This window comes from Streptomonospora arabica, assembly GCF_039531585.1.
Lineage (GTDB): Bacteria > Actinomycetota > Actinomycetes > Streptosporangiales > Streptosporangiaceae > Streptomonospora > Streptomonospora halophila.
The window spans coordinates 112,004-124,393 of sequence record NZ_BAAAQI010000004.1 but is presented as its reverse complement, the minus strand read 5'-3'; the positions used below and the strand labels follow the sequence as shown (position 1 = coordinate 124,393).

Sequence of the window (12,390 nt, the reverse complement as noted above, 5' to 3'; positions counted from 1 at the left end):
AACGCCCCGCCGACAGGGCGTTCGGGCCTTTTGCGGCACGTTGTCGCAATCTCGTGACCTGCTGCCGTAGTCGAGTGGTCACCGGACGCCGCCGGGCGGTGCTAGGTTCACTGCGTGGTGTCCGAGAGCCACCGCCAGGAGCCGCAATCTCCGTAGTCGCAGGCGTTCTCGCATCGTCTGACGCCTTCCGCTACGAACATCCTGCTTTGCCCCAGCGTCGCGAGGGAGCCGAGATCCACGTGAGTGAAGCACCGAAACTCTCTACGAAGATCATCGTCGCCGGCGGTTTCGGCGTGGGGAAGACGACCTTCATCGGCGCCGTCTCGGAGATCCCGCCCGTGCGCACGGAGGCGGCGGTCACGGCCGCCAGCGCGGGGATCGACGACCTCTCCCACACCCCCGACAAGACCAGCACGACGGTGGCCATGGACTTCGGCCGCATCTCGCTGGAGACCGACCTGACCCTGTACCTCTTCGGTACGCCCGGCCAGCAGCGGTTCTGGTTCATGTGGGACGACCTGGTGCGCGGCGCCCTGGGCGCGATCGTCCTGGTCGACACCAGACGCCTGGAGGACTCCTTCCAGGCCCTCGACTACTTCGAGAAGCAGTACCGGCTGCCCTTCCTCGTCGCGCTGAACTCGTTCGACGGCGACCCCGGTCACTCGACGGAGGACCTGCGCGACGCGCTCGACCTCAGCCCCGAGGTCCCCATCGTGCGCTGCGACGCCCGCGAGAAGAACTCGGTGGTCGAGGTCCTGGCCGCGCTGGTGCGGCACGGCATCGCCATGGAGGCCGCGCAGCGCAACGGGCAGCGGGGCCAGCTCGTGCGCTGAGCGCGCAGGCCCGCGAAGGCGTTCGGCCGTGCGAAAGCCCCTGTGTGCCGGGCCCTCCGAGCGCCGCGGACGCGAATCCGCCCCGTGTGAATGGCGCCGCAGGGAACCACGAGGGGTCTGTGGGCGTTACCCTTGCGTGGTGTTCGGACGAATGGCTGATAGCGTCCGCCGACTTCTGGGCAAGCCCGGAGCGGTGGACCTGCGCCCCTATACGAAGCTTCTGGAATCGATCGAGGCCCGCGAGCCCGACCTCCGCGAGCTCAGCGACGCCGAGCTGACGGAGAAGGCGACCGACCTCGGCAACGCCGACCTCCCCTACGACCGGCACGACCTCGTCGAGCTGTGCGCGGTCGGCCGCGAGGCGGCTCGCCGGACGCTCGACGAACGCCCCTACGACGTGCAGCTCCTCGGCGTCATGGCGCTGCTGGACGGCCACATCGCCGAGATGGCCACCGGCGAGGGCAAGACCCTCTCGGGCGCCCTCGCGGCCGCCGGCTTCGCGCTGCGCGGTCAGCGCGCGCACGTCCTCAGCGTCAACGACTACCTCGCCCGCCGCGACGCCGAGTGGATGGCGCCCCTGTACGACATGCTGGGCGTCGCCGTCTCCTGGATCGGCGAGGAGTCCACCCGCGAGGAGCGCCGCGCCGCCTACTCCGCCGACGTCACCTACGCGTCGGTCAGCGAGCTGGGCTTCGACGTGCTGCGCGACCGCATGGTCACCGACCTCGACGAGCGCGTGGTGCCCGCGCCCGACATCGCCATCATCGACGAGGCCGACTCCGTCCTGGTCGACGAGGCGCGCGTGCCGCTGGTGCTGGCGGGCGCGGCCGAGACCGCCGGCGCCGACGCCGAGATGGCCGAGCTCGTTCGCCGCCTGACCCCCGGCGTCGACTACGAGATCGACCCCGAGGGCCGCAACGTCCAGCTCACCGACGCCGGCATCGACAAGTGCGAGCAGGAGCTCGGCGGCGTCGACCTCTACGACGAGGACGACACCTCCGTCCTGCCGCGCGTCAACCTCGCCCTGCACGCCCACGCGCTGCTGCAGCGCGACGTGCACTACGTCGTCCGCGACGGCGAGGTGCGGCTGATCAACGAGTCGCGCGGGCGGATCGCGCTGCTGCAGCGCTGGCCCGACGGCCTGCAGGCCGCGGTCGAGGCCAAGGAGAAGGTTGACGTCTCCGACACCGGAGAGGTCCTGGACTCCCTCACCGTGCAGTCGCTCGTGCTGCGCTACCCGACCCGCTGCGGCATGACCGGCACCGCCATGGCGGTCGCCGAGCAGCTCCGGGAGTTCTACGAGCTCGAGGTCGCGGTCATCCCGCCCAACAAGCCCTGCATCCGCGAGGACGAGGGCACCCGGCTCTACGCCACGCGCGAGGAGAAGGAGGACGCCCTCGCCGAGGAGATCGCCGAGGTGCACGCCACCGGCCGGCCCGTCCTCGTCGGCACGCAGGACGTCGCCGAGTCCGAGCTGCTGGCCAAGCGCCTGACCGGCGACGGTCTGGAGTGCGTCGTCCTCAACGCCAAGAACGACGCCGACGAGGCCGCCGTCATCGCCGAGGCCGGCACCTACGGCGCCATCACCGTCTCCACCCAGATGGCCGGGCGCGGCACCGACATCCGGCTGGGCGGCAGCGACATGGCCGACCGCGACCGGGTGGTCGAGCAGGGCGGCCTGTACGTGATGGGCTACGGCCGCTACCCCAGCAGCCGCCTCGACGACCAGCTGCGCGGGCGCGCCGGGCGCCAGGGCGACCCCGGCGCCTCGGTCTACTTCGTCTCCGTCGAGGACGACCTGGTGGCCAACAACGCCCCCGAGACCCGCGGATACGAGGCCCAGGGCGACGGCGCGATCACCGACGACAGCTGGCTGCGCATGGTCGACCACGCCCAGCGGGTCTCCGAGGGCAAGCTGCTGGAGGTGCACCGCAACACCTGGCGCTACAACAAGCTGATCGACGTGCAGCGCAGCGTCGTGCTGGAGCACCGCGAGGCGGTGCTGGCCGACGACCTGGGCGACCGCCAGCTCCGCGTCGACTGCCCGGCCCACCACGCCGAGCTGGTCGAGGAGGCCGGCGCCGAGGAGACCGCCCGGGCCGCCCGGCTCATCACCCTGTACCACCTCGACCGGGGCTGGACCGACCACAACGCGTACCTGGCCGAGCTGCGCGAGGGCATCCACCTGCGCTTCCTGGGCCGGCGCGACCCGCTGGACGAGTTCAACGCCGACGCCGTCCCCGCGTTCAAGGGCTTTTTGGACGAGGCCCGCGCCCGCGCGGCCGAGACCTTCGCCGAGACCGAGGTCGACGAGAACGGCACGATCGACGTCGCCGAGGTCGGCGTCAAGCGTCCGACCATGACCTGGACCTACATGGTCCACGACCACCCGTTCTCCTCTGCGCTGGAGACCGTGGTCGGCCGCTTCCGCGGCAAGCTCGCCGGCGCCGGCGAGACCGCCTGAGGCGACACGGACCCACCGCCCCGGCGCCCGCACACGGCGGCGCCGGGGCGCGGCCCGGACCCCGGAAACGCCGCCGAACCCCGCAGCTCTAGGCTCCGGTGCGCAGTCGCCCGGTGCCCGCACGCCGCCGGACAGGACCGCAGCCTTCCGATTCGAGGGGCATGCGCATCGGGAGGACGAACGCTTCCGCGGCAGGGCACTTGGTACAGCGGCGGCAAGCGGCGGTGCAACAACGTCGTGGGCGCTCCGGTGTACGTGTCGGTCGGGGAAGGCCGCCTTCCAACCGGACCCGGACACGATCGTCGGGTACATGGACACCGACCCGAGCCGGTTCACGTGCAATCGCGACGGCCAGGCCTGCGTGGGCGGCCCCCACCCCACCCGCTGGGAGCCGGCCGTCGCCGGCAACGGCGAGTCCGGCTGGATGGGGGACACCGGCCGCGCCGGTCCCGGCTCCCCGCGTCACCAACGTCCCGTCCCGGTGTTGGCAGGTCTTGCCGATTCACCGATCGCCGCGGACCGTTTGAATCCCTAGTGCGGCCCGCGTCCGCGGCGGCCGCGGCGAGTCGGCCGACACGCAGGGGCGGGTGAATGGCAGGGCAGCGCAGGGTCCGCATCGGCATCGACACGGGCGGCACGTTCACCGACGTCGTCGCCCTCGACGAAGACACCGGCGAACTGCTGGCGACCAAGACCCCCTCCACTCCCGCCGACCCCTCCGCCGGGTTCATGAACGGCGTCGCCAAGGTGCTGGACCTGCTCGGGCCCCCGACCGCGGTCAGCGCGCTGTGCCACGGCACCACCGTCGCCACCAACCTGCTGCTCGAGGGCAGAACCGGCCCTCTCGGGTTCATCACCACCGAGGGCTACGAGTTCATCCTGGAGATCGCCCGCCAGGCCGTGCCCGACGGCTACGGCAACTCCTACTTCTGGGTCAAGCCCGACCGGATCGTGCCCGCCGACCTGGTGCGCACCGTCGGCGGCCGGCTCGACCACACCGGCGCCGAGATCCGCCCGCTCGACGAGGGCCAGGCCGCCGCTGCCGCCCGCTGGTTCCGCGACCGCGGCGTCGACACCATCGGCGTCTGCCTGCTGCACTCCTACGCCGATCCCTCCCACGAGCGGCGGCTGCGCGAGGTCCTGCGCGCCGAGCACCCCGGCGCGACCGTGTCCATCAGCTCCGACGTGCTGCGCGAGTACCGCGAGTACGAGCGCTCCATGACCACCCTGGTCGACGCCGCCGTCAAGCCCGGCGTCACCCGCTACATCCGCGGCATCGGCGCGCGCCTGGCCGAGGCCGGCGCCGGGCCCGGCGGCGAACGGCCCCCGTTTCTGGTGATGAAGTCCAACGGCGGCGTGCTCTCGGCCGACGAGGTCGTCCACCAGCCCATCAGCACGGTGATGTCGGGGCCGGCGGCCGGCGCGCTCGGCGCCGCGCTGCTGGCCGGGCGCGCCGGCTACGACCGCGTCCTCACCCTGGACGGCGGCGGAACCTCGACCGACGTGTCGGTCGTGCTCGACGGCGAGCCGGGGCTGACCACGGAGGGCTCCGTGGGCCGCTACCCCTCCAAGATTCCGATGATCGACGTCGTGACCGTCGGCGCCGGAGGCGGTTCCATCGCCCGGATCTCCCCGGAGGGCGCGCTCAAGGTCGGCCCCGCCTCGGCGGGGGCCGAGCCCGGCCCGGCCTGCTACGGCAGGGGCGGCGCCGAACCCACCGTCACCGACGCCCACGCCGCCCTCGGCCGCATCCCCCCGCACCTGCTGGGCGGCGAGATGCCCCTGGACGTCGCCGCTGCGGAGGCCGCCGTGGCGGCGCTGGGGGACAAGCTCGGCATGGACGCCGCGGAGACGGCCGAGGGCATCCTGCGCATCTCCGCATGGAACCAGGCCAACGCGCTGCGCCAGGTCACCGTCCAGCGCGGCCTGGACGTGCGCGACTTCCACCTGGTGGCCTTCGGCGGCTCGGGCTCGCTGCTGCTGTGCCCGCTGCTCGACATCCTGGGCCCGGCGGGCGCGTTCGTGCCGCCCGACCCCGCCAACGTCTCGGCGTTCGGGCTGCTGAGCGTGGACGTGCGCAACGACTACGTGCGCACCCGCGTGGCCCGCCACGCCGACCTCGACCCGGGCGCGGCCGAGGCCGTCTTCGCCGAGTTGGCCGGCGAGGCCGCCGAGGTCCTGCGGGCCGAGGGGTTCGCCGGCGAAGGCGGCCCCGGCGGCGTCGGCGGCTTGCGCCTGGAGCGCAGCGCCGACCTGCGCTACTTCGGCCAGGCCTACGAGGTGCGCGTGCCCGTCCCCGCCGACCCGCTGGACGCCGCCGCGGCCGACGCCGTCGCCGACGCGTTCCACGCCGCCCACCGCGACCTCTACGGCTACGACCTGCGCGACAACCCCGAGCAGCAGGTCGAGTGGGTGAACCTGCGGGTCACCGGCATCGGCCGCATCCGCCGACCCGAACCGCGCGGCCTCGCCGGCCCCGGCGGGGCGCGCGACGCGCGGACCGGCGTGCGGGACGTGTGCTTCGACGGCGCCGTACACCGCGGCACCCCCGTGTACCTTCGCGACGCGCTCGCGCCGGGCAGCACCGTGCGCGGGCCCGCGGTGATCGAGGAGTACGCGTCGACCCTGCCGCTGCATCCCGGCTTCACCGCGCGCGTGCACCCCGACGGCGGCATCGCCGTCACCGCCGAGCCCGCACCCGCAGCCGAGGAGGTCCAGCGTTGAACCGCGACCCTGCCCGCCCCGCGCCGCCGCAGGAGGCGCCGCGCGCCGTAGGCACCGCCCCCGCGGCGGACGGCCGCCCGCCTGCCGACCCCGTGCTGGCGGAGATCGTCGAGGGCACCCTCGCGTCGGTGGAGATGGAGGTCGAGACGGCGATCGCGCGCACCTCGCGCTCGCCCATGATCCGCGACGCCCACGACTTCCGGGTGGGCATCCACGACCGGCGGCTGCGCAAGCTCACCGGCCGCTCCTACTCCGCGCTGGTGCACCCGGTCGCGCGCGACTTCCCGCCCGAGACCATGCGCCCCGGCGACGTGTTCTTCCACAACGACGTCTACGAGTCCGAAGGCGGGATCGGGCACCTGCCCGACCTGTGCGTCACGGTGCCGGTCTTCCACGACGACGGGGCGGGTCCCGAGGTGGTGGCGTTCGTGCAGGCCTTCGGCCACCACGACGACATCGGCGGCGCCTGCCCCGGCTCCATGCCGCCCAACGCCACCTCGGTGTTCGAGGAGGGCCTGATGGTCCCGCCGATCAAGCTGTGGGACCAGGGCGTGCCCAACCGCGCCGCGCTGCGCATCATGGTGCGCAACTCCCGGATGCCGGACTCGCTGGCCGCCGACCTCGACGCCGAGTGCTCGGCCTGCCTGATGGGGGCGCGCCGGCTCGCCGACCTGTTCGCCCGCTACGGCCGCGCGGCCGTCGAGCGGTGCTTCGACGCCGTGCTGGACGCCACGACCGAGACCTACCGGCGGGAGATCCTCGCCAAGATCCCCGACGGCACCTACGTGTGGGAGGACTACGCCGAGCACGACGGCGTCGACGAACCCCGCCTGCACCGGCAGCGCATCACCCTGACCAAGGTGCCGGACCGGCTGATCATCGACTTCGCCGGCACGTCGCCGCAGGCCCGGGGGCCGATCAACCACTGCGGCGACTACGCCGACGGCAACTTTCTGAAGAAGTGGCTCGCGCCCGTCCTGCGCAACCTGGCCGAGACCCCGGAGCGGATGGCCGAGCTGGACGTCAACGAGGGCGTGGTGCCGCTCATCGAGATGCGCTTCCCCGAGAAGGGCACCCTGCTGACCCCTGTCTTCCCCGCACCGACCAACGCGCGCACGTTCGTCATCCTGCGCCTGCTGGGCGTGCTCGCCGGCGTCCTGGCCAAGGCCGTGGACGGCTACATGCCGGCCGACCAGGAGACCATCCGCTACACCGGAGTCTTCGGCACCGGCGCCGACGGCCGCCCCTACCTGATGCGCGAGGTCCTGGGCGGCGGCTCGGGCGGGCGCCACTACGCCGACGGCGAGGACACCATCCACGTGGTGCCCGACTCCCGCAACCTGCCCACCGAGTTCACCGAGTCGCGGTTCCCGTTCATCGTCGAACGGCTCGGCCTGGCCGTCGACTCCGGAGGGGCGGGCCGCTACCGGGGCGGCCTGGGCTATGAGAAGCACATCCGGATGCTGCGCGACGCGTCGTTCATGTCCATCGCGGACCGCTCCATCCTGTCCTGCTGGGGTGTCAAGGGCGGCCGCGCCGGGGCGCCCTTCCAGGTGACGATCGACCCCGGCGGCCCCCGCGAGCGCGAGCCCGGCGGGCTGGTGGAGGCCGAGCCGGTGCGCGCCGGCGAGGTGGTGCGCATCCGTACCACCGGCGGCGGGGGCTGGGGCGACCCGCTGGAGCGCGGTGTCGAGGCGGTCGTGGCCGACGTGCGCTGCGGCAAGGTCTCGCGCAGAGCCGCCCGCGAGGACTACGGCGTGCCGGTGACCGGCCCTGACGACGCGCCCCGCGCCGACCCGGCCGAGGTGGAGCGGGTGCGCGCCGGGCTGCGCAGCGCGCGGCCGGGCGACGCCCCCTTCTTCGACCGCGGCCCCGGATACGCCCTGCTGTCCGGCGGCGCAAAGAGCGCGGAGGTCGATCGCCTGTGAGCCTTTCCCGAGTCGTGGTCGCCTTGGGCGGCAACGCCATGACGGGACCCGACGGCAGCGCCCGCCCCGACGACCAGCGCAGCGCCCTTACCGCGGCCATGGAGCACGTCGCCGACCTCGTCGCCGGCGGTACCGAGGTGGTGCTGACCCACGGCAACGGCCCCCAGGTCGGCAACCTGCTGGTGAAGAACGAGCTCGCCGCCGACGTGGTGCCGCCGGTGACCCTGGACTGGTGCGGCGCCCAGACCCAGGCGACGATCGGCTTCACCATCGCCGACGCCCTGGAGTCGGCGCTGGCCCGACGCGGGCGGCCCCGGCCGGTCAGCGCCGTGGTCACCCGGACCCTGGTCGACCCCGCCGACCCCGCCTTCGACCGCCCGGCCAAGCCGGTGGGCCGCTACCTGCCCGCGCCTGAAGCGGCCCGCTTCGCCGCGCTCGGCCAGGACTGGGCCGACTTCGGCGCGCGCGGATGGCGCCGCGTGGTGCCCTCGCCCCAGCCCTGCGAGATCCTCGACGCCCCGGCCGTGCGGGCGCTGCTGGAGGCCGGCGTCGTGCCGGTCGCGGCCGGCGGCGGGGGAGTTCCGGTGGTCCGCGACCCCTCGGGGACGCTGCACGGAGTGCAGGCGGTGCTGGACAAGGACCGCACGGCCGCGCTGCTGGCCTGCGTGCTGTCGGCGGACACGCTGGTCGTCGCCACCGACGTGGCCTGCGCGGTGCTGGACTACGGTACCGACCGCGAGCGCCCCATCGGCCGCATCTCAGCCGCCGAGCTGCGCGGGTACCTCGCCGCCGGGCACTTCGCCGAAGGCAGCATGGGGCCCAAGGTCGAGGCGGCCGTGCGGTTCGTGGAGTCGGGCGGGCGGCGCGCCGTCATCACCGGACTCGACGGTGTCGCCGCCGGATCGGCCGGGCAGGCGGGTACCGTCGTCGAACCATGACCCGCCGTCCTGATCAGCAGTGAGAACCGCAGACGAGAGGTGGACCCAGATGCCCACGCCCATCGAGGTGCACAAGGTGGCGATCGAGAGCGTCACCGACGCGTCCGGGCTTGCCCGGCTGATCGACGACGGCGTCGTGCGCGCCGACGACGTCCTGGCCGTGATCGGCAAGACCGAGGGCAACGGCGGCGTCAACGACTACACCCGCATCCTGGCCGACCGGGCGTTTCGCGAGGTACTCGTGGGCAAGGGCTCGCGGGCCGAGGAGGAGGTGCGGCGCATCCCGCTGGTGTGGTCGGGCGGGACCGACGGCGTGCTCTCCCCGCACGCCACCGTCTTCGCCCGCGCGCCCGAGGGGCGCTACGCGCCCACCGACGAGCCGCGGCTGGTCGTGGGGATCGCGATGAGCGAGGAGATCCTGCCCGAGGACATCGGCCGCCCGGCCATGGTGCGCAAGGTCGCCGCGGGTGTCCGCACGGCGATGGACGAGGCCGGGGTCGCCGACCCGGCCGACGTGCACTACGTGCAGACCAAGACGCCGCTGCTGGTGCTGGAGACCATCAACGACGCGAAGGCGCGCGGCCACGACGTGGTCACCCAGGACACGCTGAAGTCCATGGACATCTCCAACTCCACCACCGCGCTGGGCATCGCGACCGCGCTGGGCGAGATCGACGAGCCCGCGGCCGAGCAGATCCACGCCGACCTGGGGCTGTACTCCTCGGTCGCCTCGTGTTCCTCGGGCGTGGAGCTGGACCGCGCCCAGATCGTGGTGGTCGGCAACGCACGCGGCGTGGGCGGCCGGTACCGCGCCGGCCACGGTGTCATGCGCGACGCACTGGACGCCGACGGGATCTGGTCGGCCGTCCGCTCGGCGGGGATCGACCTGCCCGAGCGCCCCCACCCCGACGACCTGGGTGACCGGCTGGTCAACGTGTTCCTCAAGTGCGAGGCCGATCCCTCCGGTCGGGTGCGCGGGCGGCGCAACATCATGCTGGACGACTCCGACGTGCACTGGCACCGGCAGATCAAGGCCACCGTGGGCGGGGTGGCCGCCGCGGTGACCGGCGACCCCGCGGTGTTCGTCTCGGTCGCGGCGGTCCACCAGGGCCCGTCGGGAGGAGGCACCGCGGCGGCAATCGCCGATCTCGGAGCGTGATGTTTCCGACACCGAATTCCGGTCGCGCCCGACCGCGACCGGAATCCGGTGGTCCGGGGCGCCCGGCGGGCAATTGCGAATTCGTGCGCACGGAGAATCGGGGCCCCGGATGAATCGAGCCTTCCTGCAATTGCACGCGGAGCGGAGTAAGGTTCGGTATACCTGAAGGCGGAGCACCATTCCCCGGGCCCGCCTATCCTCGGCATGGGCGCAAAACGGACTGGCGCGCACAGACGGGAGTCGGTCGGACGTGGAGCACGAGATCGGTGCGGAAGAGAAGATCACCTACGGCCGCAACGACCGCTTCGTCGGCGGCCCCGTGGGTGGCGGGCGGTTCTGGCTCGAAGACGACGGATCGCCCGCGGCCAAGCTCGGCGGCCCGGAGGAATGGCGCGAGCAGGGCATGATCGACGTCCGCAGAGGCGACACGTTCAGCGTCGGCGGCCAGACGTGGCGCATCACCGACATCGTCAACGCCGATGGCGAGGACGCCTACCTCACGGCGGTCCGCGTGGGCTGATCCGCGACCGCTCCACCGGACCCGCAGCCGCAACGGCGCCGGGCGCCCGCGCGGAAAAGTCGTTGTGGGCGGGCGGCGCTCCGGGGTCCAATGGTGCGATGCCGACGGACGCGCACGCCGAACCCCCCGCCCCGCACGTCGCCGTCAACCGCGCCTTCTGGGACGAGGGCGCGGCCGCGTACTTCGCCACCCTGGCCCCCGGCCAGTGGTCGCGCGCCGAGCCCGCCTGGGGCCACTGGGCGGTGCCCGAGTCGCGGCTGCGGCTGCTGCCCGACGAGCCGGCCGGAACGGCCGCCGTCGAGCTCGGCTGCGGCACCGGCTATGTATCGGCGTGGCTGGCGCGGGCCGGCGCGCGGCCGGTGGGGGTGGACGTCTCGGCCGCGCAGCTGGACACTGCGCGCCGGATGCAGCGCAGGTTCGGGATCGACTTCCCGCTGGTGCTGGGCGACGCCGAGAACGTTCCGTGCGGCGACGGCGTGTTCGGCCTCGCGATCAGCGAGCACGGCGCGTCCCTGTGGTGCGATCCCCACCGCTGGATCCCCGAGGCCGCGCGTCTGCTGGCTCCGGGCGGCCGCCTGGTGTTCCTGCGGTACTCGCCGCTGTTCGCGATGTGCCGTCCGGAGGAGGGGCGGGCGGGAGCCGCCCTGCGGCGCCGGCAGTTCGGCCTGCGCCGGCTGGAGTGGGGCGGATCCGTCGAGTTCACCCTGCCCCACGGCGACATGCTGCGGCTTCTGCACTCCTGCGGCTTCGAGGTCGAGGACCTCATCGAGATCGAGGCGCCCGCGGACGCCGGCTACGACTACCCCTACCTTTCGGCGGACTGGGCGCGCAGCTGGCCCGGCGAGGAGGTGTGGAAGGCGCGGCTGAAGGGCTGAGAGCCCGCCCGGTGCCCCGCGCGGCGGGCGCCGGGGCAGCCGACGCCTGTGCGTTCGGTGTCGTTTACTCGTGGTTTATCACGGCACGTGAGGCTGTCGGAGGCGGAGATCGGCTCCCGGCGATCGAGACATTCCGGTTATGCGATCAGGCCGTCGGTGTGACCGGACCCCGGATACCGTCGTCAACGACGCGGTGCCCCACCGCACGGTCTCGCCTTCGACCCGCACAGTCCGAAGGCCGTGCGTCCGCGATTCCCCCTCGCCCGGCCCCAGGAGCTGTCCCCCGCCCCTGGGGCCGGATCCGTTGCCGGAGGGCAGCGCCGGCGTCTAGTAGCTTCACCCCCATGGCACTACGGCATATCGCACTGTTCCGCTGGTCCGAGGGCACCACGCCCGCCCAGGTCGCCGAGGTCGAGGAGGTCCTCGCCCGGCTGCCTGAGGCGATCCCGGAGCTCGACGCCTACAACTTCGGGTCCGACCTGGGGATCGGGTCCGACACCTTCGACTTCGCGGTGGTGGCCGACGTCGCCGACGAGCAGGCCTACGCCGCCTACCGCGACCACCCCGACCACCAGGCGGCGCTGGGCGTCATCCGCCCGCTGCTCGCCGAGCGGGCGTCCGCGCAGATCCGCACCGGCGGCGCCGGCTGAGCCGAACGCGCCGGCCCGGCGGGGCGGCCGCGGAGCGCCGGTCGGGCACCGCTTCCCGAGCGGATCCGGAGTGGATCGCGTTCTCCCTCCGCGCTCGCCCGGCGGGAGCCCGTCGTCATCAGCCTGCGCCGAGCGTTTGCGGGCTATTGCGGTGGAACCGGTTCTACATTTATTTTCGGTAGTGAGGCCCGGCATGGTGAGTGTCCGCAGCGGGGTTCCCGCGCGGACCGGACACCGGGCGCCTACGCGCCGCCTGCCGGCGGTGGATCGCGCCCCGCCGCCGGCGGGTGGCGCTTCAG

The 12,390-nt window shown here is 73.3% G+C and carries 9 protein-coding genes; all 9 read left to right on the top strand.

Going from position 1 to position 12,390, the window contains the following annotated elements:
- Nucleotides 1–239: 239 nt before the first annotated feature.
- The 9 genes from ABD284_RS09035 to ABD284_RS08995 all read left to right on the top strand — a co-directional run bounded on the left by ABD284_RS09035 (nt 240) and on the right by ABD284_RS08995 (nt 12,091).
- The gene (locus tag ABD284_RS09035; RefSeq protein ID WP_344142164.1) at nt 240–833 is read left to right on the top strand and encodes a GTP-binding protein; all 594 of its coding nucleotides are present in this window, start codon (nt 240–242) and stop codon (nt 831–833) included.
- A 151-nt stretch (nt 834–984) separates the two neighbouring features.
- A complete protein-coding gene (gene secA2, locus ABD284_RS09030) occupies nt 985–3,297 on the top strand; it encodes an accessory Sec system translocase SecA2 (RefSeq protein ID WP_344142163.1) in 2,313 nt (770 codons plus the stop codon).
- 591 nt (nt 3,298–3,888) lie between these two features.
- On the top strand, nt 3,889–6,021 hold the full coding sequence (locus tag ABD284_RS09025; RefSeq protein ID WP_344142162.1) for a hydantoinase/oxoprolinase family protein: 2,133 nt from the start codon (nt 3,889–3,891) through the stop codon (nt 6,019–6,021).
- Nucleotides 6,018–7,949, top strand: coding sequence for a hydantoinase B/oxoprolinase family protein (locus tag ABD284_RS09020; RefSeq protein ID WP_344142161.1), 1,932 nt, complete (start codon nt 6,018–6,020; stop codon nt 7,947–7,949). Before ABD284_RS09025 ends, ABD284_RS09020 begins: the two co-directional genes overlap by 4 nt.
- Nucleotides 7,946–8,887: a carbamate kinase gene (locus ABD284_RS09015; protein WP_344142160.1), complete on the top strand. Its 942-nt coding sequence runs from the start codon at nt 7,946–7,948 to the stop codon at nt 8,885–8,887. The genes ABD284_RS09020 and ABD284_RS09015 overlap by 4 nt, the downstream gene beginning before the upstream one ends.
- A gap of 49 nt (nt 8,888–8,936) precedes the next feature.
- On the top strand, nt 8,937–10,046 hold the full coding sequence (gene bar, locus ABD284_RS09010) for a barbiturase (protein ID WP_344142159.1): 1,110 nt from the start codon (nt 8,937–8,939) through the stop codon (nt 10,044–10,046).
- A 250-nt stretch (nt 10,047–10,296) separates the two neighbouring features.
- A complete protein-coding gene (locus ABD284_RS09005; protein ID WP_344142158.1) occupies nt 10,297–10,566 on the top strand; it encodes a DUF6406 domain-containing protein in 270 nt (89 codons plus the stop codon).
- Between the two features lie 98 nt (nt 10,567–10,664).
- Nucleotides 10,665–11,441, top strand: coding sequence for a class I SAM-dependent methyltransferase (locus ABD284_RS09000; protein WP_344142157.1), 777 nt, complete (start codon nt 10,665–10,667; stop codon nt 11,439–11,441).
- Between the two features lie 344 nt (nt 11,442–11,785).
- Complete coding sequence (locus ABD284_RS08995) at nt 11,786–12,091, top strand: Dabb family protein (RefSeq protein ID WP_344142156.1); 306 nt, start codon at nt 11,786–11,788, stop codon at nt 12,089–12,091.
- The last annotated feature ends 299 nt before the right edge of the window (nt 12,092–12,390 follow it).

Coding starts and splice junctions, on each gene's coding strand:
- secA2 (WP_344142163.1), top strand. CDS start 985: ATGGCTGATAGCGTCCGCCGACTTCTGGGCAAGCCCGGAGCGGTGGAC.
- ABD284_RS09025 (WP_344142162.1), top strand. CDS start 3,889: ATGGCAGGGCAGCGCAGGGTCCGCATCGGCATCGACACGGGCGGCACG.
- bar (WP_344142159.1), top strand. CDS start 8,937: ATGCCCACGCCCATCGAGGTGCACAAGGTGGCGATCGAGAGCGTCACC.
- ABD284_RS09000 (WP_344142157.1), top strand. CDS start 10,665: ATGCCGACGGACGCGCACGCCGAACCCCCCGCCCCGCACGTCGCCGTC.
- ABD284_RS08995 (WP_344142156.1), top strand. CDS start 11,786: ATGGCACTACGGCATATCGCACTGTTCCGCTGGTCCGAGGGCACCACG.